Genomic DNA, 21,740 nt, shown 5'->3' on the forward strand with positions numbered 1-21,740 from the left:
AAATTTCAGATGTAGTGTGGCAAATTGGAGTAAGATGTAAGAGTAAGAAGTGAGGAGTAAGAAGTGGGGAGTAAGAAGTAAGAAGTAAGGAGTAAGGAGTAAGGAGTAAGAAGTAGAGGCAAATGACTGAATGCACGTTGCTTAAGTAAAGAAGAATAAAACAATTAAAATAAAGAACATAATGGAACTGGAACTGGAACTGGAATATGAATTTTAATCCAACAACGCAAGGTAAAGAAAAACCGTCAAGGACATGAAGAGAGGTCCTGACGGTTTTTTGGGTTTGGTTAATGTCAATTGTGCTGACTAACTAATTAAGCGCTTTGAGCGGTTCGAAGTTTGGGTATATATACGGCGAGTCAGGGGTTGCGGTTTTTTCAATTTGGGTTGCTTTTATGGTGAAGATTTCGTTTCCGTTGTAGCTGCCGTTTTGGATGGTGCCTGTGACTTTAACCCACATGTCTTTCGGGTAGTTTTGAGCGGTCGGGAAGTCAATCATGACTCCGTAAGGGGTGGCATCAGCGGAACAGCAGCTTACAGCAAAGCGTCCGACGACGAATTGGCTTTTTGGCATGTTCTCTTCGCGGTAGACGAAGCCGGTAAGTTCGATTTTTTTGCCTATGAAGTTGTTTTTGAAAAGGTCAATGGACGAAAGGATTTCCATGTATATCTCTGGTTTTACGACGATGGTGTCTTTTTTGTAAAGGATCATGCCGATTTTGGAAAAATCTTGATCCCACTCGTAATCGGCGTGGAACATCTTTTGGAGCTCGGCATCGGATTTAGCGATTGTTGGAGATTCGGTATTAGAAGCAGGAACAGGGCTGATGGCTGTACTATTGTTCAAAGGTGGAACTGTTGAGGGGCTTGGTGCAGCCACAGTTGCCTGGTTGGACGCATTCACTCCTGTTGAAGCGCCATTATCGGTGACAAGGTCTGTATTTTGTTTGGCTATACTAGATTTTGCAGCAGAGAGATTCATCCCTTTGGCAGCTACCATAGCACTACTTAATGCTGTATTAGGCAGCAGGAAACCTATCAATAACGGCAGAACGAGCAGTCCGTAAGCAACAGTATTGCGTAAGGTTGAGCGAGAAACCGGTTGTTCACATTCGCAAGCAACTGGTTTGCCCCAGTAAGCACGCAGTGCCATATAGCCTTGAAAGCAGGCGATGATGTAAAGGATAACGGAGGCGATTTTGACATAAATCATCATACGCGGAGCTATGTAGTATTGAAGAGCATCTGTCTTGGTGAGGATTACGATATAGCTGGAAAAACCAAGCAAAATTAACGTACGAAAGAAATAATGAAAGCTTATTAATCGGACTTCGCTCATGTCAATTCCTCCTAGATTGTATGACTTTAAAAGTTAGAAAAGCGTTCCAAAAGCAGTGAACAACCCAGCACGGTGATAAGAATTAATGCCGAAAGCAGGAGTACGAATTTGGATTTGAAAACGGAAAGCATCATAAGTGTGCTTTTGAAATCAAGCATAGGGCCGAGAACCAAGAAAGTAAGTAGTGAACCAGACGTAAATGATGTTTGAAAAGATGAAGCGACAAAAGCGTCTGATGTGGAACATAGGGAAAGAATATAGGCAAAGCCCATCATAAACAAATGGGAACTGATGGGGCCCTGACCAATGGCAAGCAGGCTTTCGCGCTGCATAAAAACTTGAATCAGTGCGGTGAGCAGGGAGCCGAAGACGAGATATTTACCCATTTCGAAAAACTCATCAGAAGCATGAACGAAAAATGTATTTAACTTACTGGATATGCCGCCACCCTGGTGCTGATGACCCTCCAACGCTTCTTCACTTGAAAAGTTGGCGCGGCTAATACGCAGCGGATTACTTTTGATAAAACGGTAGAGGATAAGTCCGATTATTATGGCAGTAGCAAAAGCCAGCCCCATGCGGGAATAGGCGATTGCGGGATGATTTCGGAAAGCCATAAATGTAGCCGCGAATACAATAGGGTTAATGATGGGTCCGGTTACGATGAAAACGACTGCGATATAGACGGGCATTCCTTTGAGTATTAGTCTTCGAACGACAGGAATCATGCCGCATTCGCACATTGGGAATAGGATGCCTAAAACGCAAGCGAACAGGATGCCAAGAATAGGGTTCTTGGGAATAAAGCGGCGTATGGTTTGTTCGGATACGAATGTTTGGAGCAAGGATGAAAGCAAAACACCTAGTAAAATGAAGGGAATGGCTTCTAATAGGATGCTGATGAACAAGGTTTTGAAAGTTTGAATGCGTTCAGTCGTTAGCAGAGACAGTGTAGGCATGTCGTTGTTTAGAAGGATAAGCACAATTAAAAGGAAGCATATGACGGCGATTACATGCATGCTCGCTCGAAACACAGTAGTGGGCATTTGACGAAGACTCCTTAATCATAATTATTACTATTGTAACCTATGATGAATGAAAGGGGAATAGGACAACTTTGTTAAGGACGAGATGTTCATCTACTTGACGCAAGAGGTCCATTTGCTGCACTATGTTAATAGAACAATTTATGACAGAGGGGTAATGCAAGTGGGCACTCATACGCATACGATTGACGAGATGCTAAGGGCTATGGCTCAGCAAGGATGGAGAATTACAGAGCAGCGCAGGAGTTTAGCAACGTTATTCGCTGAATCCGGAAGTTATTTGTCGCCAAAAGACGTTTATGAATACATGAAAGTTAAATATCCAGGTGTGAGTTTTGATACCGTCTACCGTAATCTTCGTTTGTTGAGTGAGATGGGTGTTCTGGAACAGTTTCACTTGGCGGATGGCTTGAAATTCAAGGCGAGTTGTTTGTCCCATCATCACCACCACATGATCTGCATCAGTTGTGAAAAGACGGTAACCTTCGAGTTCTGTCCGATGAAGCTGGTGAAGGATTTGCCGGAGAGTTTTGAAATTCAAAGCCATCGTTTTGAGATATTTGGATATTGCTCAGATTGTAAGTCGGGCCTATCTCCCTCTTCGGAGTTGCATTAAAAAGTCGCGGAACAGTAAACGTGGAAAAGTAAAAGCAGTCTGCTAGAGGTGATCTCAGCGGAACTGCTTTTTTTGGTATGCATTGCTTTTATAGTTGGGATTCCGTAAATCGTTTTTGCCAGTCATCTTCGAGAGTTTTTGCATCCAGATCCATACCAATGAGGACGAGATAAGGCTTTCCTTGGAAAGTGGTCTGCTGCCAGTTCGTGCGTTTGCCGGCGAATTGCATAACAAAGGATTCGTGCTTGGCGCCAATAATGAAATAACCTTTCGCGCGAAGCAGTAGGGAGCCCCATTTTGCTAAATAACGTTCCACAAAGCGCTGTGATACGGCAAGGTTATCATCCATGGGGATTGTAATGGTCTGAATCCGTGAGAAAGATGGGCTATGTTTGGACGTCTCGTTTGGCAGTTGTGCAGGTTTAATAGCTTGAAATTGAAACTTTTTGTTGAAATTCGGCGCGACGGTGGATTGTGATCCCTGAGGACGGAGAGTGCCGAAAATAAGCTCTAAATCAAATTGACTATGTGCGGTTGGTAGTATGGAGGAACGTTCATTGAATTTGCGAATTGTTTTTTCGATGGACTTCTGTTGTTTATCAGTGATTAAGTCGATTTTGTTCAGTATAAGAAGGTCCGCAACTTCCATCTGTCTGCGAAGGGTATGGACAAGCTCTCGGTCAGAAGCAAAAATACTGTTATATTCAAGCACGTTTTCGGCATCGAGTATGGTGATGACTTTATGTAGTTTCACATAAGGAAGTAGTGCAGGCTCGGTCAATGCATCGACGATTTCCTCTGGGTTGGCAACACCGGTTAATTCAATGAGAATGACGTCAGGCTTGCGCACTAGCAGTTGTTTAATGGAATCGCTAATATCACTTTTCTTACTGCAGCAGATGCAGCCATCGAGCAGTTTGGCCATGTTAACATCAGGTGAGGCTTCTTGGAGGAGATGGCCGTCTACATCTTGTTTCCCAAGCTCATTCATAAGAACGGCCGGGCCCAGGTTAAAGGAGGCAGCTTCTTGAAGCATGCGGATGAGCAGTGTTGTCTTGCCGCTGCCTAGAAATCCACTCAGTACGATAACGGGAACTTTGCTCAAAACAAGGACTCCTTCGTCATGGGATTAAAAAGTAATTATTACGAATTGAATTGTAGTATAAAAAAGGGCAGGCTGCAAGATAGTTTATAATAATTTTCTCCCTTGAGTGCTTAGGAGGCTATGTTATAATGGATCCATCTTGAAGAATTCGGAGGTACCCTTTGACGATGAAGTATGTAGCCTAACTTGTTCTGATAAAACGAGAATGTTCGTTGAAAGGCAGACTCTACGATGTTGCAGGTAGAGCGAGTGGGATACGTATGTCTAAAGGGGCTGACTCCTTCAGGGGTTGCTGTTCTTTGCATACCAAAATCATGACTTGTTCTTCCTGGCCGTAGGCGATTGCTTGCGGTTTTTTGTATTTGAATTTAAAGGAGGAAATGAGTCTATGACTTTACTCATAAAAGCAATGAATGTGATGAAGGAATTTGCGGGGAAACCACTTTTTGAACAAGTGGAGTTGGAAGTGAATGCAGGGGAGCGGATCGCGATCTATGGCCGCAATGGCATAGGAAAGACGACGCTGCTTCGCTTGTTGGCCGGCACGCTGGAGCTGGATAAAGGCAGCGTGGAACGCAGGCTGCCGCTCGATCAGTGGGGATGGATGGGGCAGCAGACGGAGGCTGATGAGGCGGTGTCTACACACGCCTATGTCGAGGAAGGCTGCCCAGAGCACTGCGCTGCGAAGCGCCGCTTGAAGGAGCTGGAGGCGCGGATGCAGGATGCGGCTGCTCCTTGCATGGAGAGCCTGCTAGCCGACTATCAGGAGGCAGCAGAGCGATACATGGGGCTGGACGGCTACCACTGGGAAACCCAAGTGGAACGCAAGCTTCTGCAGCTCGGCCTTGGCCGCGAGCTGTGGGATCAGCCGCTCGGGCTGCTGAGCGGCGGGCAGAAGACGCGCGCCCAGTTGGCGCGTCTGATGGTGTGCGAGCCGCAGCTGCTGCTGCTCGACGAGCCCACCAATCACCTCGACGCGGCGTCGCTGGAATGGCTCGAAGTGTGGCTTCGAGCCTACCCGGGCACCGTCGTATTCGTCTCCCACGATCGCCATTTCATGGATCGTGTGGCGACCTGCCTGGTCGAGCTGACGCCGACAGGCAGCCGAAGATACCGGGGCGGGTATACGGAGTATACACGCCAAAAAGAACTCGAGCTGCGTACGCAGGAGCAGCTCTATCGCAAACAGCAGCTTCTGCGAGAGCAGCTGGAGGAGAGCATTCGCACGTATCGGCAGTGGTTCCATCAGGGCGAGAAAAGCGCCAAGATGGCTGAGGTGCCGATACAGCGCGGGTACTTTCAGGCGCGAGCCGGCACGCATGTTTCGCGGATGAACGCGAAGATGAAGGAGCTGGAGCGCCTAGAGGGGAACCGCGTGGAGAAGCCGCGGGAAGCGGCGCGCCTGAAGGTGAAGCTGAGCGCGAGCGACTTCGCTTCACGCTCGCTTGTAAGCCTGGAGCGGGCCGCGTTCCGCTACGGCGAACGCGAGTTGTTCGCTGAGCTGAACCTCAGCGTGGATCGCGGCGACCGTTTGGCCGTGCTCGGCCCCAACGGCTCAGGCAAAACGACGCTGCTAAAGCTGCTCGTCGGTGAACTGCAGCCCGCTGCCGGCAAGGTGCGGCAGCACCCGCAGACGTCGATCGGCTACTTCTCGCAGGAGCTCGAACATCTCGACGACGGCGTGACACTGCTGGACAGTCTGCTGGCGCTGCCTGCCATGACGCAGACCCAAGCCCGCACGATTCTGGGATGCTTCCTCTTCTCTGGCGAAGAGGTGCGCAAGCGCATCGGTGATTTAAGCATGGGCGAGCGCTGCAGGCTCGCCTTCCTCAAGCTTTACTTCAGCGGCGCGAACTTGCTGGTACTGGATGAGCCGACGAATTATTTGGATATTGATTCGCGGGAAAGGATTGAACAGGCGCTGCTTCGCTATCCCGGCGCCATGGTCATCGTCTCGCATGACCGCTTCTTCATTCGTAAGCTGGCGACGAAGCTATTGTGGCTGAGCGCGGAGCGCAGCCCAATCGCTTTCTCCGGCACTTACGATGAGTATGCGGAGGCGAGCTTGGCGAGTGAGAGCTCGCCGGAGCAGCTGGCGCGAGCCAACGAACGACGCCAGCTGGAGTTAACGCTGGCGCAGCTCATGAGCGAGGGGGCGTGGAGCCCCGAGGACGCCCCTGCGCAGCTTCAGATCATCCGAGACATTAAGACGAGGCTCTCGGAGCTGCAAGAATAAGCGGACAAAAAGAATAAGCCGGGTGCGCACCCTTAAGATGCGCTTCCGGCTTATTTGCCTTTTGCAACATGAAGCAGCTCAGGTACGGTTACGAACGTGTAACCAGCTGCTTTGAGCTTACTAATCAACGGTCCGATGGCTTGTACCGTCCCAGACAAATCTTGGCTATCAGCCCCTCCAGAATGCTGAAGGATGATAGAACCAGGCTTTGTTTGCTGCATGATATTGTTCAGCACCTGATCGGAGTTCAGCGATTTCCAGTCTAGAGAATCGACATTCCAATTCACGATCAAATAATGGTGGTCAGCGATCCATCTGACCTGCTCTTCGTTTATCGCGCCGTACGGCGGGCGGATTAGCTTAGGTGCGTAGCCGATTAAGCCTTGCAGCACGCTCTCCGTGCTCATAATCTGACTTTGAAATTTGTCCACCGTCAGCTTCGGCAGGTTCGCATGACTGTAGGAATGATTTCCGATGACATGGCCTTCATTGACAATGCGCCTAATCATATCGGGGTGGGCATTAGCAAGAGAGCCAAGTACGAAAAAGGTGGCTTTCACTTGACTCGCCTTAAGCGCATCAAGCACTTTAGGCGTAAATCGGGTGTCAGGCCCGTCATCGAAGGTTAGCGCTACTTTCTTTTCCTGAGCAGAGCCGCGTACCTTGAAAGTATCTGGATATTTCACAACCAGTTGAGAGAGCGTAAGCTTTTTCTGAGAAATTCTGGCTTGGCCTTGATTTTTTTGAACAGGAACGGAAGGTTTCTTAGAAGATTCTGGATGTGTTGCTTTTTTTGGGCTAGGCTTGGGTGAAGGTTTTGGTGTTAAAGCAGTTGATGCTGATTCAGGTTGAGCTGAAGTCGTGGGTGTTCCAACAGCGAGTGGACTATCCATGCTCCTCGGACTAGCAAGAGGCTCAGTATCCATTTTGTCGTTGCGGGCACTAGAATCGGCTGTTAAATCTTGTTCTTCCACATGAGAATTTTGCGTAGAGCGTTGATCGTAAATAGGCTTATTTTTTGACATACCGCAGCCTGTCGTTAACAAGCCTGCGATGGCGATGGACCAAAGCCATCTGGTCATGGCAATCCCCTCCGAGCATTATGAATATGCTCTAGCTTTTGTTAATAAGGGACATCCTATCCATGTGGCCGCAGCTATCGGACATGAACTATTTTGGATCATGGACCGTCATTACATATACCCAAAGACGTATTTGCAGCAAGAAAGGAGAGGAATGAGTTCATGACAGCCTTGATGAGCAATAAAAAATTAGTTGTACTGCTGGTTTTTCTGCTGTGCGCAGGTTGTTTTCATGAAGAAGCCTCACTTCCATCTCCCCATTTAAGCACTTCTCCAACTCAAAAACGTGACAATGATTTTTCGGTTGTTGCAGGTGAAAAAATTGGTATTCAAGATCAACCTCAACCTATACACATAACACCAATCAAAGCGATCTCATTCGTGGATGAGCTTCATGGCTATGGTATTGCTTCGACCACCAGTGATCTACAGTTTATGAAATCCAGCGACGGTGGGATCACCTGGTGGACTCTGAGTAGATTGCCTCACACAATCATGCCGAACGCGATTGCTTTTTTTGATTCTCAAACAGGTTGGCTGCTTACCAGTGAATCTTCCAATGAAAAATCAAATCTTCGATTAACCTTAGACGGTGGTCAAACGTGGGAAGTCATCGCGCAGGGCTTACCTGGACTGAAGACTAGGGGAGAAGAACCGTTTTTTCGCTTTTTTGACCGACATCAAGGGTTGATTGCGTTCCAGAGCGGTAAAGACATGATGCTCCTTCGCACACAAGATGGGGGCTTGACTTGGTCCATATCAAGCCGCATCGCAATGCCGTTGGAAGAAAAGGGTGTGTTTACGTTCCGCTCAGCCATTGAGGGTTGGTTTATTGGGCCCAGTAAGAAGGATAAAGAAGCATCGATACTGTATCACATGACAGACGGGGAGACATGGCAAGAAACAGGCAGGCTGCCTAGTTTCCTTGAGCCGCAGGCCATTTCTTTTACTGATTCACAAAATGGGTACATTCTCTTGCGTACGAATCAACAAGGTAGTGAGATTACATGGCGATTCCTTCGGACATCTAATGGAGGCAAAACGTGGAGCCAACACGAATTTCCTAGCACATTTCAGCCGCTAGCTGCGAGTTTACACCTAAGTTTTCCTACAACGACTAGTGGTTGGCTTTTGGATGCTAGGAATTTGTGGCGAACGACAGACGGGGGTTTGAACTGGCGTTTACTAACGCCTTAAATCACTTATATGATTTTCTGATAGGTAACGATATCGAGAAATTTGCCCCATTTAAAGCCAACTTCACGGAAATGTGCGCACTGAGTATAGCCATTTTTCGTAAACATATGAATACTTGGTTGATTATCCGCGCAAATTGTGGAGATCAGAACGTGAAAGCCGCGCTCTTTGGCGACCGCTTCAATGAACTGAATGGCTGCAGAGCCCAATCCTTTGCCCGTGCATGCCGGATGCAAATAGATCGTCACTTCCCCGGTGGTATCATAGGCTTGTTTTTTCTTGTGCGGCATGACTTGCACATATCCCTGAAGGCTCCCATCCAGTGCGATCACATAAGTTTGGTAACGCGGGTTTGGGTGAATAACACTCTCAGTAAATTCTGATATCTCTACGGGCTCCGTGTGAAAAGAAACCGTTGTATGCATGACAAAATGATTATAAATATCCATCAAAAGGGGAATATCAGACTCTTCTAATTCTTTGAATGATATGGCAGACATGGTGTAAGCTCCTCGCTGTGAGATTTAGAGAACACATTCAAATAGGTTCCACGGAAGAAGCTGAAATCCTTTTTTAAAAGGACAATTCTAAATAGACATCTAGCCATATTCCATGTATCTTAGAAATAATGTCTTACTATTAATAGAAGATAAAGTTGAACAATCGGAAATAGGGGGAGTCACATGTCGGGCAATTCAGGCTACATTCTCGTGATCGTCATTGGCGTAATCGTGCTCGCTGGTCTTACATTCATGAATCTTCGCAAGATAAGCAGATCTACCGCTGATCTGACGCAGCTCAAAAGAAGAACGCTTCTCTGGAGCGAAATATCACTTGCGCTTTTCGTTTTGCAATTTTTCTTCCGTGATCGTGAAGGAGGGTTCCTGCTGTTCTTTGGAATTCTCACCCTATTTACAGGAGCTCATTATCTCGGTGTATTGTATTATTCACGAAAAAAAAGCAACTAAAGGCGAAGAAGTTCTCCTCAGTAGTTCTACTACTTATGGAAAGCTTCTATTTATATTCCTGGACTTTCTACGATTAAATATATACCTGTTATTCGTTCCAACTCGATGGCTGCGTTTTTGTAGGCTTCATCCATTTTTGATACCATTTCCTCTTTTTCTTCTGCTCCATTAACGTTCTTAATTGCAGCATGACCAGCTTAGCCCTGTCTTCATCTGCATATTTGTTGCGCAAACGCTCAAAAATTGTGTGATCTTGCATAGGATACCTTCTTTTCTGACTGTAAGATGAATGCGAAATAAAGAGAATGTATGTTCTTGTTTCTATCATATCACATGATTGGCTGCTCGTAAATGAATGCGCAGATTAATGAAAAATTGTGTCATGTCAGAATTCCTAGCATAGATTGTAGGAAGGTGGTGATGATAAGTGACATTTACGCTTGCGGACTGGATGATCTACACCATGTGGGCCATATTTGGATTAATGATCATTGATTTTCTAATCGCCTTTTTCCAATCATTTTGGAAAGGCTTATTTGATCCAACTTTTGTATTAGGTTATTTGAAAGATGTCCTATATATTGTCCTGCCATTAGAAATTATTTTATCCTTGATTCCAACAGATCCTACGAGGTGGACTCTTGTTATTTTTTATTTCGTTGGAGGTATCGCTGCAATTCTCAAGTATTTATTGGACATTAAAAGAAAATTTCAATAAATAAGACAGTGGCCTTCCTTCATGGGAGGCCTATGGTTTTCATAGAATAATACAAACCGCCTTAAAGGAAGTGAGTCCATGAAGAGATATCAGTGGATCAAGTGGCGAACATTCATCCTATGGGTCGCAGTGCTCGTCTTAACCGGCATGCTGTTATGGGCAGGAGGCCCGACATCATGGAATATCGCATTAACCATTATCGGTATTGTAATGCAGCTGCTCTTTGCCATAATGTTCATGATAGTCCAGTTCGTAGCACTTTTTTGGTTCTTAGCCCGTGGACGCACGTATTGGATTCTGCCTGGAGAGACAGGGGCCACTTGGGATGACTACCGAGGTAACCCCGAAATCGTTGAGAATGCCAAACGGATCGTCACCCTGCTCAAAGGCGTAAAGGAGTTCAAGGAAATGGGTGGCGAGGCGATCAGAGGCTTGCTGCTCTGCGGTCCTCCCGGCACTGGTAAGTCCTACCTGGCTCAGGTGATCGCAAACGAAGCACAGGTGCCTTTTGCTTATGCCTCGGCCCCCAGTTTTCAAAACATGTTCTTCGGCGTCGGCAACCTGAAGGTGATGCGCCTCTACAAGAAGACCCGGAAGCTGGCGACTGTGTACGGAGCCTGCATCATCTTCATCGACGAGATTGACGCCATCGGGATGAGTCGACAGTCGGGAGCAGGAATAGGAGGAGGAGGTATGTTCGGCATGGGGGGAGGCTCTGGCCTGCTCAACGAGCTGCTCCTGCAGATGGACCCGCCGAATATCGACAATTCCAAGATTTCCAAGATGCTTCGTTCGCTGGGGCTGCGTCGCAAGAAGGCAGAACGGCCAGCGGTGCTGACGGTAGCGGCGACCAACCTGCCTGATGTACTTGACTCCGCTCTTCTCCGGCCCGGCCGCTTCGACAGGCAGCTCTGGGTCGATACCCCCGACTATGATGGTCGGGTGGACGTCTTCCAATACTATCTCAGGAAAGTGAAACGGGATTCTACGCTAACTCCGGAAGCAGCGGCGCTCGATACGGTAGGCTATAGCCCTGCGCAGATCAAACACATCGTCAATGAATCGCTTGTTATCGCCCACCAACGGGGAGCCCAGGAAGCAAGTTACGAGGACTTCCGTGCTGCCATGGAGACCTATGAGTGGGGACTCAAACAGCCGCTCCGCTCCATGAGAGACGACGAGAAGCGGAATGTTGCCTACCATGAGGCTGGCCATGCAGTGGCCCAGTACCTACTGAAGCCCCACGACCGTGTCTGGAAAGTGACGATCATTCGCCGGGGCGGCGCGCTCGGTCTAGCTGCCACCAAGCCGATGCATGAACGGTATAACCGAAGCGATAGTGAGATCTTAGCGGAGATCCAAGTCTGCCTGGCAGCCCGGGCAGTGGAAGAGGTGTTCTTAGGGAAAAAATTAAATGGTGTCACCTCCGATCTGCAGCAGGCTACAGAGATGGCCGGCGCTTACCTCGGTATGGTCGGTATGGGCGATGAACTGTTCAGTTGGCTTGCAACGGGCTCTCGGGCCGATGCGCTTAAGGCACTCCGGCCAAAGATAAACGAGCTTCTCAAGGATCAGATGCTCCAAGTAAAGAATCTAGTGAGGGAACACGCCGACTTCGTCCATACCATTGCTGAGGAGTTGCTAAAACAAGGCGATCTAACCGGCGAGGAGATTGAGCAGATCTATGTACGGCTGTATGGCCGTAGTCGGCCTGAGCCAATTGAGATAAACCTCGTGGTTACCGATTCCCTAGCCCAAGTTGCTGAGGAACAGCTGCCAGAGGAGGATTCTGATAATACGAAGGATTCCAAATAAACTAGTGGGTCTGAGGTAACGGTAACTTAAGCGGCTGCCTAGAACATAATCCTTATGTTCCAGTCAGCCGCTTGTTTGTTATTTTTGAGCTATTTGACGCTTACGCAGTTTGGTCAATGATGCTGGTTCTCTAGCGGGTTTCAATAGTGATTTTTGCGTAAATTCCAGCAGGATTTGTAGTGGCGGGAGTATTTGGCGGATAATTATACCCCTCAATTGTAATTGTATTATCCCCTTGTTTAAGGAATTCGATTGGGATTGTAATTTCTCTCCCAGGATTGTAATAGGAGTGGGCATCTATCGCCTTATCTTTGAAGACAGACTGACCGTTTATTGTTACAGATCCGTAATTATCCACTGCAAAAAGAAGTTTTGCTGTTACAACTTTGCCAAGATTCTCGATTCGGAATGTCTTGCTAACATTAGAATTAGAACTTTTCTCATCTGTTGACCACACCCACGAGCCGCACGACGGCTGTGTCCATGCTGGGTTAGCTTTGATTTCTTTCGCACCAGACCAAGTTTTATCTGTACAAATAGAAATAGGTTGTGCTTTCACTTTTTCCCCTTCGATTGTTGCCGGTTCCTTCAGTTCGTTGGCCTTCAAGCAACAGTTGTCCCTTATTTTAACCCCGCTAAATTGAACTTCATCATATTTGGGACCATATCCCAATGTCCCTTTAAAAATAGGTCTATATTGATCATCATACATGAATTTTATTGCAAAGTTACCAGTGTTTAAATGTCCTGTTACCTTTGGATCTGAAGCATCCATCCACCAACCATTCATACTGCCAAAACCAGTATGAACTCCATGCATCTGTCCTCTCTTTGCCCAGTTATATCTACCAGTATACTTTTCACCCGAAATACTTTTCTGAGTTTCAAAAGCATAATACGGAAATGGTATTTCTTCAGTTGCATGCCAGTTATAAAAATCAATCAAACCCAAATTTGTTTTCCATACCCCGTCTATTTTAGGTGGTAAACTAAGTGTTTTAGCGGTTTCCATTTCCGCTTTGTATAATGTTTCAAATCGGTTTCTAACCCTCAATGCTTCTTCCTCACTAAGATTGTACTTGGTTTTTAAACAAAATTGTATTGCATCAAAATCGTATGGATTCGCTTCTGCACAATTTTTAAAAGCATCTCCATGCTTGGAAACTTCTTCCTGAAAATATTTCTCCCACACATAAATTGCTATTCCTAAAAAGCCCCCAGCTACAGCTAATGCTATTGCTGGTAACTGTCTATAAGGATATAGTTGCTCCCATAAGAGTGGATGATAAGCATACTGGTGATAAATAATCGGTAGATGATATACATGCGGGTTTAGATAACGATATCCGTTATATTGATAAGTGTATGGATATGGTTGTAATGTTCCGTAGGCTGAATCATAGTATGGCAGGTGGTGATAGCCAATTTGATTATATATTGGGCCCACTTGTTGGGTGTCTTTGGTCATATACTACTCACTCCTAATCATGTGCGTACAGTAAAGACGATATTAATCTATGCCTAATCCGGAAAATATGAGCCTGTATGCTGATGCCTATTTTAAATATTTGTTCCCTTCCTATTTTGAGGGTGAAACAATAAAAGACTCTAGTCAAAAAACTAGAGTTTACAACGGAATTTTAATTCCGAGAGGCTATTTTCATTTTATAAGGGGGGTTAGAAAACTGTCCTATAAAATAATAACGGCGACTGCTTGCGCAGCCGCCTCATGGGAGAGGAGAAACCGGACGAAGAGCTTATGGGGAAACGTAAGTCTTCTCCGCGGTTGTCTACGACATTCTCTGATGTCGATAGTTCAAGGATGACCTTTTTGCGGAAAATTTATACATCGCAGGGATAAAGTTTTTGTGTCCGATTAGAGCTTGTGGTACGATAGCAAAAGAATGAGCCAGCTAGAAGGGAAATACGTAAGATGAGAGTGATTTCAGGCACAGCCAAAGGCAGGTCGTTAAAAGCTGTACCCGGTACCAGCACGCGGCCAACAACGGATAAAGTGAAGGAAGCGATCTTCAGTATGATCGGTCCTTATTTTGATGGAGGACAAGTACTCGATCTATTCGCAGGTACCGGCGGACTCGGGATTGAAGCACTTAGCCGAGGGATGGATAAGGCAGTCTTCATTGATATCGAGAAGAAAAGTATCGACACGATTGGGCACAATTTAGTTGCCGCAGGTCTCAAGGACCAAGCTGAGATTTACCGAACGGATGCCATGCGGGCGTTGAAAGCGTTAGCGAAGCGGGAGCAGCGATTTGAACTCGTTTTCCTCGATCCTCCGTACAAAATGAAATTTATCGCGGAGTTGATAAGCACGATGGAAGAGCAGTCGATCGTTCCAATGAATGCCACGATCGTTGTGGAACACGATGCTAAGGATGTCCTCGAAGATACGATCGGTGGATTTAAGCAGCAGCGGAGATCCGATTACGGAGATACCGCTGTCACGATTTACAAAGGATCAGCAGAATAAATATGAGCAAGTTTTAAGGAGATGAACAGCATGATGAGGCAAGAACACGGAATTACAATTGCCGTTTATCCAGGCAGTTTTGATCCTGTTACACACGGCCATCTTGACATTATACATAGAGCGGCAAAGGTGTTTGATAAGTTGATTGTAGCTGTACTGAATAACACGTCCAAGAACCCTCTGTTCACATTGGAAGAACGGATGGAGCTCATTCGGAAGGTAACCAAGGATCTGCCGAATGTAGAGGTGGACGGTTTTAGGGATTTGATGGTCAATTATATGAAAGCTCGCAATGTGCGTCTAATTGTTCGCGGACTTCGGGCGGTCTCTGACTTTGAGTATGAATTGCAGATGGCTTCTACGAATCACAAGCTGAATCCAGATGTAGAAACTTTCTTCATGACTTCGAAGCCTCAGTTCTCGTATTTGAGCTCAAGTATTGTGAAAGAGATTGCTAAATTTCACGGACCGGTGGAAGATCTAGTTCCGGCTGAGGTGGAAGAAGCACTGAAAAAGAAATTCCCTCGAATTTAAGGGAATTACGAATTAATCGCTTTCTTATTGAAAGTTCTCAGAAACGTTGAAATAATCAGCATCAAAGTGAATAATAGAAGGAACTGCGTCAGCATAGGTCCCCACAGGCCCCATGCCGATTCGCCGTTCAGTGGAAAGGCAACGGTGGTATATTCGTTTTTGGCTTTGTCTAACCAAAGAAAACTAGGCTCAGAATCCAGTGTAAGCAGCTGCAGCGGCTTCCAAAGCAGAACGGTTAATACCAATGCAATGACAGCATGCAGAGTACGGGACTGGAAGAAGAACAGATAGCGAGCATCTGTCTTTTGATGAAAGCCAGCTACTTGCGCGTGGGCAGACAAGCCTCCCCAGCCTAGAAAAGCGCTTAGAAGCGCCATTTGCGGTAGTAAGGAGAGGCCTTGTGCCTGGCTAAAAGCATAGGTGCCCAGATGAATTTCCAGAAACCCCTTGAGCCACAAAGGTGTGGTATCGGTGTGGACATTCATAAAGCCAAGTAAATAATGTGTGACGGGCCGAAATACGTCTGTAAGATGAGTAATGTTCACTACATTAATCAAAACGGAAAAGATCATCATATATCCGCCGATTAGCATTAAAGTTTGGACGGAAGAGGTTACAGAATCCCCGAGCAGCTTGCCAAAAGGACGTCCATCTTGTAAATAAGCTTGGCGCATCGTGGATAAGGAAAGTTTCCAAACGGAAGCGGATGCATGATTAGTAGGCTTCAAAGCGCCTATTTGAAGTTCATGGGAATTAGCTAAAGGTTGCAGTGCTTTTTTTGGATTTCTCATCAAAAATCCTGTTATAATAGCCGAGGCATAATGGATTACTGCAAGTATGAAGCCCAGCTTAGCGCTGTGCAGAAAGCCAACACCTACGACCATAATCAGGAATAAGGGGCTGCACAAATGGGATAGTGCGGTTAATCGTTCTGTCTCTGCCTGGGAGATGAGGTTTTTTTCCCTCAAGCTAGCTGTAATTTTGGCTCCGGTAGGAAATCCTACTATAAGACCTGATGCGAGCGCCCACCCACTTATACCGGGAAGACGGAAAACAATTCTCATCAGCGGTTCTAACAGGATGCCTAGCCCTTGAAGAACACCAAAACCGATTAACAGCTCGGTCATAATGAGAAAAGGCATCAGTGCCGGAAATACAAGCTTCCACCAAATTGTAAGTCCCTCGAGCGAAGACTGAAATGCTTTGTCCGGGAATGAAATGATAGACACGACTACAAGGGCAGCCAAAGACCCCAGTACAAGCGTTGTTAGTTTGGAGTTGGATCTTACTTTCTTAGGCTGCATAATGATCACCTCGTCCTTTAAACATGCTTCAATTGTACGCTGGAGGATGAGGGTTTAGACCAAGCTTTCGCTTGGCAGGTATAGGAAGAGACACCATTTGTATAAGGCATCAGGAAGGGGAACCTGTATGGAGAACGAAGAAGAGAGTACGATTCGTACATGGTCGAATGATTCATATCGATATCCGAAAAGATCGGCGACTAGGCGCTATTTAATATCCGCGATTGTCGGAGTTGTCATTGTTTATTTGTTGTTTTTTGTAAGACTTCCATTTTTTATATTCATGCCAGGGACTGCGGAAGAAATTAAACCAATGGTGACGGTCCCCAAAGGCTCAGCTGACGAAAAGGGGACACTGATGCTAACAACGGTACGAGTTGCCGATGCCAATATGGTCAATTATTTAATCGGTCTCGTACATCCTTATGAAGAAATTCAGCCCAAAACGAGTGTTTTACGCAAAGGTGAGTCGGAGCAGGAGTATTCACAGCGCCAAGAGTACGTGATGTTAACATCACAAGCGAGTGCTATTCAAGCGGCATATAAGCACGCCAAAATTCCTTTTCATATCAATCATGAAGGAGTTATGGTACTCCAGACGCTGCCTGGCTTATCGGGAGAAAAAGTACTCAAACCGGGAGATGTGCTTTTAAAAGCTGGAGATAAAGAAGTGAAAGTCGCTCAAGATTTACTGGACTCACTTAAAGGCAAAAAAGCAGGGGATACAATTTCTATCACGTATTCGAGGAAAAAAATTGAACAGCAAGCTACGTTGACGCTTGGTGCGCTTCCTAAACAAAATGGTGAGCAGGGCGAGCCGCGGGCAGGCATTGGCGTTGTACCAGCGGATATGCAGGCAGTAAAAGCGGACCAGGAGGATCAACAAGTAACCATTAAGGCTGGTGAGATTGGCGGTCCTTCGGCGGGATTAATGTTCTCCTTAGAGATTTACAATCAACTCGTGGCTGATGATATAACCAAGGGTTATCGCATTGCAGGGACGGGAACGATTGAAAGCGACGGCACCGTAGGTCCAATTGGCGGTATTCAGCATAAGATCATTGCCGCGGACAAGGAAAAGGCTGATTATTTCTTTGCACCCAAAGATATGACTTATAAAGATGGTACCAAAGTCGAGAATTACACAGCAGCTGTTGAGAGAGCCAAACAAATTAAGACCAAAATGAAAATTGTTGAAATTGGCACAATGGATGATGCGCTCAAATTTCTAGCAGCATTGCCTCCGAAATAAGCTAGATCTAGTAAAAGTAAGATAATTTAAATTGACAAAAGGAATGCAAACTGGATATAATAATCTTTGTTTGTTTGGGGTGAAAAACATGCAAATTCGTTTTAGAGAGCTATCTCTTAAAGGGAAGGCTCATATGACTGAAGAATTGAACTTGACTGATCCTTTCGAAGGACGTCAAGATATCATTGGTCATGGTCCCGTACACGTCGATCTTCAAGCCGTGTATGAAGATGGAGAAGCAAAAGTTAACGGTACGTTAACGCTAGACTTGGAGTTAATTTGTTCTCGATGCTTATCGCACACAAACCAAACAATCGAACTTCCTTTTGAGGAAGTCTTCATGCAAAAACCAGAAGAAGAAGATCCAGATCTAGACGAGGATATTCACTTGGTCGTTGGAGATAAAGTCGATTTGGAGCCTTACGTTGTAGAAAATGTTGTGGTCGGTTTACCGTACATACCACTTTGTGACGAAGCGTGCAAAGGTCTCTGTCCCGTGTGCGGAGAGAATCGCAATCAGCGTGATTGCGGCTGTAAGCAGGAGAAGATAGATCCTAGGCTTGCAGGTCTCGCGGACTTTTTTAACAAAGAATAAGGCATTGCCCGAAATTCGTATAAGGAGGTGTTTTGAATATGGCAGTACCTCAAAGAAGAACGTCCAAAACTCGTCGCGACAAGCGCCGTACTCACTTTAAATTGGAAGTTCCAGGCATGGTGAAATGTGAACAATGTGGAGAACTGAAGCTAGCACACCGTGTGTGCAAGTCTTGCGGAACTTACAAAGGTAGAGAGATCGTAAAAGCATAAGATTCGACATAGTACTTCATCCTAGTGTGAGGTGCTATTTTTTTTGCTTTCTTTTTGGCTATAAATTTAATATACTACAGTTTAGTATCTGGTAATAAGATGAGATCTCACGAGATAAGGTGGTGCTCGCCATCGAACGCCTTCCTAAACGACAAAGGCAGCAGCAATTGCTTCAAGCCATTGAAGCTAATCCTTTTATGACAGACGAGGAACTGATGCGAACGTTTCAGGTCAGTATCCAAACCGTCCGCTTGGATCGGTTGGAACTCGGCATTCCTGAGCTGCGGGAACGAATGAAGCATATGGCCGTCAAAACGTATGATCATGTACGCTCACTGCCAATTGATGAAATTATTGGAGAAGTGATTGATTTACAGCTGGATCAAAGCGGTATCTCGATTTTTGAAATTAAAGAAGAACATGTTTTCTCAAGAACCAAAATTGCAAGAGGACATCATATTTTCTCGCAAGCGAACTCCCTGGCGGTTGCCGTCATCGACGATCCCATAGCTCTAACAGCTTCTGCAGACATCCGTTTTATTCGCTCTGTAAAGCTTGGAGAGAAATGTATCGCCAAAGCCTATGTGCGTTCCGTTTCCAAAGGGAAAGCAAGAGTCGAGGTGTTTTCATATGTTGGCGATGAAACGGTTTTTCGAGGCAACTTTGTGATCTTTCATTCGAAGAAAGAGCAACATCTAGATAGGGAGGACAAGCTGCATGCGAATCGCGATTGATGCAATGGGTGGCGACAATGCTCCTAAAATCGTAGTGGAAGGTGCACTCGCAGCGGCCAAAGAATGGAAAGATGTACATATCATTCTGGTCGGCAATAGCGCCGCGATTGAAGCGCACCTCACAGAAAGACCAGCAAACTTAACGATCCGTCACACGGAAGAAGTCATTGAAGCAGAGGATGAGCCTGTTAAGGCCGTTCGCCGCAAAAAAGACGCTTCTATGGTGGTAGCAGGTAGGTTAGTACGTGAGAAGGAAGCAGAAGCCATGATTTCCGCAGGAAATACAGGTGCTTTGATGACGACTGGACTGCTAGTCGTAGGAAGAATTCCAGGGATTGAACGTCCTGCACTGGCTCCTATGATTCCAACTATGGATGGAAATGGTGTTCTTGCGCTCGACATGGGAGCTAATATGGATGCAACAGCCGAACAGCTGATTCAATACGCCATTATGGGCAGTATTTACCGCTCCAAAGTACATGGTATTGCCAAGCCTCGTGTAGGCCTGCTGAATGTGGGTACAGAAGCGACCAAAGGGAATGAATTAACTAAAGCGGCATATCCTTTAATGGAACAAGCTCCTATTCATTTTGTTGGGAATGTCGAATCATCGCAAGTGCTTCGTGCCAAATGCGATGTCATCGTATGCGATGGATTCGCAGGAAATATCATGCTGAAATCATTGGAAGGCGCTGCGTCTACCATTTTTTCAGCTCTGAAACAAGAGTTCACCAAAACCATTTTCACTAAACTTGCAGCGGCAGTCTTGAAACCAGGACTTACACAATTCCGTAAAAAGTTGGATTATAACGAACATGGGGCGGCTCCGTTTTTGGGTATTGATGGATTAGTCCTGAAAAGCCATGGCTCCTCCGATGCGAATGCCATTAAGAACGCAGTTCGTCAAGCGAGAATTGCCTTACAAAATGATTTGGTTGGCACGATATCTGCCGAAATTAGCCACGGGAAGAGAGATATAACAACATGAACTTAATACCGGTTGGGGTACTCGGAACGGGTAAATATGTACCAGAACGAATTTTAACAAATCAAGAATTGGAAACCATGGTAGAAACGAATGATGAGTGGATCGTGACCAGAACGGGTATACGTGAGAGACGGATAGCCGCAGAAGGACAAGCTACGTCTGATCTTTGTTATGAAGCCGCACTGATTGCTCTGACTAACGCAGGGATTACGGCAGACCAACTTGATTTAATTATAGTAGCGACAATTACACCTGATATGGCATTCCCTTCCACGGCATGTATTCTCCAGGAGAAGCTGGGAGCCAAACAAGCAGCAGCTTTTGACTTGTCTGCAGCTTGTTCGGGTTTTGTATATGGACTAGCTAATGCTTCGAATTTCATTGCCACTGGTACATATAAACATGCACTTATCATTGGCGCGGATTGTTTATCCAAAATTACTGACTATACAGACCGTAACACATGCATTCTTTTTGGCGATGGTGCTGGAGCCGTTGTTATTGGAGAAGTGCCTGAACATAGAGGTTTCAAATCGTTTGAGTTAGGCGCTGACGGCACTGGAGGTCCCCTCCTAAAGATTGAAGGTGGCGGGTCACGCAATCCTTCCTCACAAGCCTCCATTGACCAACGTTTGCACTACATCTACATGGCCGGAGCTGAAGTCTTCAAGTTTGCCGTCCGGATCATGGGCAATGCCGCTGATGAAGCGCTTCGCAAAGCAGGCTGGGAAAAAACAGACATCGATCTGCTCGTACCGCACCAAGCAAATATGAGAATCATTCAAGCTTCTCTAAATCGTCTAGAACTGACTGACGAGAAATGCATGATCAACCTAGACAAATACGGCAACATGTCCGCGGCCTCTATCCCTGTAGCTCTCGCAGAAGCGGTTGAGCAGGGAAGATTGAACGAAGGCGACCGCCTCGTGCTAGTCGGCTTTGGCGGCGGCTTAACTTGGGGCGCATCTGCATTGGTGTGGTAGGAGTTAGTTTTTCTATCTTCACTATCCCTAAGGCTCAGGTGATTAGAAAAGCCAATTCTTTTCATCATTTTGTCTGAACAAGAGGGTTGCGTTGGATTAATGGACGATCGATTGAAAAATCTTGCAGCTGATAAAAGTTTATCGAGTGATGCTTTTGGCACTATCCCTAAGACTCAGGTGTTTAGAAATAGGCCATAACCCGAGTAATACGCTGGATAAATGCACCTATTGATTGAAAAAACTTGCAGTTGATAAAAGTTTTCCGCATGATGCTATTGTCACTATCCCAAAGGCTCAGGTGTCGGAAAAAGGCCATTTTTCTTCTATTTTAATGAACCCGAGGGTTACGCGGGATGAATACACAATTGATTGAAAAATGTTTCAGTTGATAAATGTTTTCCGGGTGAAGCTATCGGCACTATCCCCGAGACTCAGAAGACAAATTAAGTAGGCGTAGAAGAACATAAGAATGGAAAAACTGCAAACTTAAGAACTGAAGAACTGAAGAACTGAAGAACTGAAGAA

Annotated in this window: 22 protein-coding genes; 14 read left to right on the forward strand and 8 right to left on the reverse strand. The window is 46.0% G+C overall.

All coding sequences use genetic code 11. The annotated features are described in order from the left end of the window. Positions 1-310 precede the first annotated feature (310 nt). Both ACBP55_RS17175 and ACBP55_RS17180 read right to left on the reverse strand, forming a co-directional pair. The gene (locus tag ACBP55_RS17175) at positions 311-1,339 is read right to left on the reverse strand and encodes a TIGR03943 family putative permease subunit (RefSeq protein WP_464652911.1); all 1,029 of its coding nucleotides are present in this window, start codon (positions 1,337-1,339) and stop codon (positions 311-313) included. Between the two features lie 26 nt (positions 1,340-1,365). Further along, positions 1,366-2,385 carry a permease gene (locus ACBP55_RS17180; RefSeq protein ID WP_464652912.1) on the reverse strand — a complete coding sequence of 340 codons (1,020 nt, stop codon included), beginning with the start codon at positions 2,383-2,385 and terminating at the stop codon, positions 1,366-1,368. 157 nt (positions 2,386-2,542) lie between these two features. Between ACBP55_RS17180 and ACBP55_RS17185 the strand changes: the two genes are divergently transcribed. Then, a complete protein-coding gene (locus ACBP55_RS17185; RefSeq protein WP_464652913.1) occupies positions 2,543-3,001 on the forward strand; it encodes a Fur family transcriptional regulator in 459 nt (152 codons plus the stop codon). 88 nt (positions 3,002-3,089) lie between these two features. On the opposite strand, the gene ACBP55_RS17190 is transcribed toward ACBP55_RS17185, so the two are convergent. Further along, positions 3,090-4,106 (reverse strand): CobW family GTP-binding protein, encoded by a 1,017-nt coding sequence (locus ACBP55_RS17190; RefSeq protein WP_464652914.1) that lies wholly within the window; start codon positions 4,104-4,106, stop codon positions 3,090-3,092. A gap of 388 nt (positions 4,107-4,494) precedes the next feature. Here ACBP55_RS17190 and abc-f point away from each other — a divergent pair, with 388 nt between their 5' ends. After that, positions 4,495-6,342: a ribosomal protection-like ABC-F family protein gene (abc-f, locus tag ACBP55_RS17195; protein ID WP_464652915.1), complete on the forward strand. Its 1,848-nt coding sequence runs from the start codon at positions 4,495-4,497 to the stop codon at positions 6,340-6,342. Positions 6,343-6,392: 50 nt separating this feature from the next. Here abc-f and ACBP55_RS17200 read toward each other — a convergent pair whose 3' ends face one another. Further along, entirely contained in the window at positions 6,393-7,424 is a 1,032-nt protein-coding gene (locus ACBP55_RS17200) for a polysaccharide deacetylase family protein (protein WP_464652916.1), read from the reverse strand. Between the two features lie 162 nt (positions 7,425-7,586). On the opposite strand from ACBP55_RS17200, the gene ACBP55_RS17205 reads away from it, so the two are divergent. Then, positions 7,587-8,621 (forward strand): WD40/YVTN/BNR-like repeat-containing protein, encoded by a 1,035-nt coding sequence (locus ACBP55_RS17205; RefSeq protein ID WP_464652917.1) that lies wholly within the window; start codon positions 7,587-7,589, stop codon positions 8,619-8,621. A 5-nt stretch (positions 8,622-8,626) separates the two neighbouring features. On the opposite strand, the gene ACBP55_RS17210 is transcribed toward ACBP55_RS17205, so the two are convergent. Continuing rightward, a complete protein-coding gene (locus ACBP55_RS17210; protein ID WP_464652918.1) occupies positions 8,627-9,121 on the reverse strand; it encodes an N-acetyltransferase family protein in 495 nt (164 codons plus the stop codon). Positions 9,122-9,304: 183 nt separating this feature from the next. On the opposite strand from ACBP55_RS17210, the gene ACBP55_RS17215 reads away from it, so the two are divergent. Then, entirely contained in the window at positions 9,305-9,589 is a 285-nt protein-coding gene (locus tag ACBP55_RS17215; protein ID WP_464652919.1) for a hypothetical protein, read from the forward strand. 88 nt (positions 9,590-9,677) lie between these two features. On the opposite strand, the gene ACBP55_RS17220 is transcribed toward ACBP55_RS17215, so the two are convergent. Further along, a complete protein-coding gene (locus ACBP55_RS17220) occupies positions 9,678-9,848 on the reverse strand; it encodes a hypothetical protein (RefSeq protein WP_464652920.1) in 171 nt (56 codons plus the stop codon). Between the two features lie 168 nt (positions 9,849-10,016). Here ACBP55_RS17220 and ACBP55_RS17225 point away from each other — a divergent pair, with 168 nt between their 5' ends. Then, positions 10,017-10,307, forward strand: coding sequence for a hypothetical protein (locus ACBP55_RS17225; RefSeq protein ID WP_464652921.1), 291 nt, complete (start codon positions 10,017-10,019; stop codon positions 10,305-10,307). A gap of 78 nt (positions 10,308-10,385) precedes the next feature. Then, positions 10,386-12,122, forward strand: a complete 1,737-nt coding sequence (locus ACBP55_RS17230; RefSeq protein ID WP_464652922.1) for an AAA family ATPase — start codon at positions 10,386-10,388, stop codon at positions 12,120-12,122. A 130-nt stretch (positions 12,123-12,252) separates the two neighbouring features. Here the strand turns inward: ACBP55_RS17230 and ACBP55_RS17235 are convergent, their stop codons facing one another. Then, positions 12,253-13,590, reverse strand: a complete 1,338-nt coding sequence (locus tag ACBP55_RS17235; RefSeq protein ID WP_464652923.1) for a hypothetical protein — start codon at positions 13,588-13,590, stop codon at positions 12,253-12,255. A 465-nt stretch (positions 13,591-14,055) separates the two neighbouring features. Here ACBP55_RS17235 and rsmD point away from each other — a divergent pair, with 465 nt between their 5' ends. After that, the gene (gene rsmD / locus ACBP55_RS17240) at positions 14,056-14,613 is read left to right on the forward strand and encodes a 16S rRNA (guanine(966)-N(2))-methyltransferase RsmD (protein WP_464652924.1); all 558 of its coding nucleotides are present in this window, start codon (positions 14,056-14,058) and stop codon (positions 14,611-14,613) included. 30 nt (positions 14,614-14,643) lie between these two features. Continuing rightward, positions 14,644-15,147, forward strand: a complete 504-nt coding sequence (gene coaD, locus ACBP55_RS17245; protein ID WP_464652925.1) for a pantetheine-phosphate adenylyltransferase — start codon at positions 14,644-14,646, stop codon at positions 15,145-15,147. A 5-nt stretch (positions 15,148-15,152) separates the two neighbouring features. Here coaD and ACBP55_RS17250 read toward each other — a convergent pair whose 3' ends face one another. After that, on the reverse strand, positions 15,153-16,451 hold the full coding sequence (locus ACBP55_RS17250) for a nucleoside recognition domain-containing protein (RefSeq protein ID WP_464652926.1): 1,299 nt from the start codon (positions 16,449-16,451) through the stop codon (positions 15,153-15,155). 127 nt (positions 16,452-16,578) lie between these two features. Between ACBP55_RS17250 and ACBP55_RS17255 the strand changes: the two genes are divergently transcribed. From ACBP55_RS17255 to ACBP55_RS17280, 6 genes are all read left to right on the forward strand, one after another. After that, positions 16,579-17,703 (forward strand): SepM family pheromone-processing serine protease, encoded by a 1,125-nt coding sequence (locus ACBP55_RS17255; protein ID WP_464652927.1) that lies wholly within the window; start codon positions 16,579-16,581, stop codon positions 17,701-17,703. An 88-nt stretch (positions 17,704-17,791) separates the two neighbouring features. Continuing rightward, positions 17,792-18,298 carry a YceD family protein gene (locus tag ACBP55_RS17260; RefSeq protein ID WP_029195320.1) on the forward strand — a complete coding sequence of 169 codons (507 nt, stop codon included), beginning with the start codon at positions 17,792-17,794 and terminating at the stop codon, positions 18,296-18,298. Between the two features lie 38 nt (positions 18,299-18,336). Next, the gene (gene rpmF, locus ACBP55_RS17265) at positions 18,337-18,510 is read left to right on the forward strand and encodes a 50S ribosomal protein L32 (RefSeq protein ID WP_029195321.1); all 174 of its coding nucleotides are present in this window, start codon (positions 18,337-18,339) and stop codon (positions 18,508-18,510) included. A gap of 119 nt (positions 18,511-18,629) precedes the next feature. After that, positions 18,630-19,244 carry a transcription factor FapR gene (fapR, locus tag ACBP55_RS17270; RefSeq protein ID WP_029195322.1) on the forward strand — a complete coding sequence of 205 codons (615 nt, stop codon included), beginning with the start codon at positions 18,630-18,632 and terminating at the stop codon, positions 19,242-19,244. Continuing rightward, the gene (plsX, locus tag ACBP55_RS17275; protein WP_464652928.1) at positions 19,228-20,232 is read left to right on the forward strand and encodes a phosphate acyltransferase PlsX; all 1,005 of its coding nucleotides are present in this window, start codon (positions 19,228-19,230) and stop codon (positions 20,230-20,232) included. Before fapR ends, plsX begins: the two co-directional genes overlap by 17 nt. After that, the gene (locus ACBP55_RS17280) at positions 20,229-21,215 is read left to right on the forward strand and encodes a beta-ketoacyl-ACP synthase III (protein ID WP_464652929.1); all 987 of its coding nucleotides are present in this window, start codon (positions 20,229-20,231) and stop codon (positions 21,213-21,215) included. The genes plsX and ACBP55_RS17280 overlap by 4 nt, the downstream gene beginning before the upstream one ends. The last annotated feature ends 525 nt before the right edge of the window (positions 21,216-21,740 follow it).

It is taken from the genome of Paenibacillus sp. WG02 (genome assembly GCF_055396115.1).

Bases quoted from the DNA above. Each gene is read 5' to 3' on its own strand.
- ACBP55_RS17175 (WP_464652911.1), bottom strand. From the start codon at position 1,339: ATGAGCGAAGTCCGATTAATAAGCTTTCATTATTTCTTTCGTACGTTA.
- ACBP55_RS17180 (WP_464652912.1), bottom strand. From the start codon at position 2,385: ATGCCCACTACTGTGTTTCGAGCGAGCATGCATGTAATCGCCGTCATA.
- ACBP55_RS17185 (WP_464652913.1), top strand. From the start codon at position 2,543: ATGCAAGTGGGCACTCATACGCATACGATTGACGAGATGCTAAGGGCT.
- abc-f (WP_464652915.1), top strand. From the start codon at position 4,495: ATGACTTTACTCATAAAAGCAATGAATGTGATGAAGGAATTTGCGGGG.
- ACBP55_RS17200 (WP_464652916.1), bottom strand. From the start codon at position 7,424: ATGACCAGATGGCTTTGGTCCATCGCCATCGCAGGCTTGTTAACGACA.
- ACBP55_RS17205 (WP_464652917.1), top strand. From the start codon at position 7,587: ATGACAGCCTTGATGAGCAATAAAAAATTAGTTGTACTGCTGGTTTTT.
- ACBP55_RS17210 (WP_464652918.1), bottom strand. From the start codon at position 9,121: ATGTCTGCCATATCATTCAAAGAATTAGAAGAGTCTGATATTCCCCTT.
- ACBP55_RS17215 (WP_464652919.1), top strand. From the start codon at position 9,305: ATGTCGGGCAATTCAGGCTACATTCTCGTGATCGTCATTGGCGTAATC.
- ACBP55_RS17220 (WP_464652920.1), bottom strand. From the start codon at position 9,848: ATGCAAGATCACACAATTTTTGAGCGTTTGCGCAACAAATATGCAGAT.
- ACBP55_RS17230 (WP_464652922.1), top strand. From the start codon at position 10,386: ATGAAGAGATATCAGTGGATCAAGTGGCGAACATTCATCCTATGGGTC.
- ACBP55_RS17235 (WP_464652923.1), bottom strand. From the start codon at position 13,590: ATGACCAAAGACACCCAACAAGTGGGCCCAATATATAATCAAATTGGC.
- rsmD (WP_464652924.1), top strand. From the start codon at position 14,056: ATGAGAGTGATTTCAGGCACAGCCAAAGGCAGGTCGTTAAAAGCTGTA.
- coaD (WP_464652925.1), top strand. From the start codon at position 14,644: ATGATGAGGCAAGAACACGGAATTACAATTGCCGTTTATCCAGGCAGT.
- ACBP55_RS17250 (WP_464652926.1), bottom strand. From the start codon at position 16,451: ATGCAGCCTAAGAAAGTAAGATCCAACTCCAAACTAACAACGCTTGTA.
- ACBP55_RS17255 (WP_464652927.1), top strand. From the start codon at position 16,579: ATGGAGAACGAAGAAGAGAGTACGATTCGTACATGGTCGAATGATTCA.
- ACBP55_RS17260 (WP_029195320.1), top strand. From the start codon at position 17,792: ATGCAAATTCGTTTTAGAGAGCTATCTCTTAAAGGGAAGGCTCATATG.
- rpmF (WP_029195321.1), top strand. From the start codon at position 18,337: ATGGCAGTACCTCAAAGAAGAACGTCCAAAACTCGTCGCGACAAGCGC.
- plsX (WP_464652928.1), top strand. From the start codon at position 19,228: ATGCGAATCGCGATTGATGCAATGGGTGGCGACAATGCTCCTAAAATC.
- ACBP55_RS17280 (WP_464652929.1), top strand. From the start codon at position 20,229: ATGAACTTAATACCGGTTGGGGTACTCGGAACGGGTAAATATGTACCA.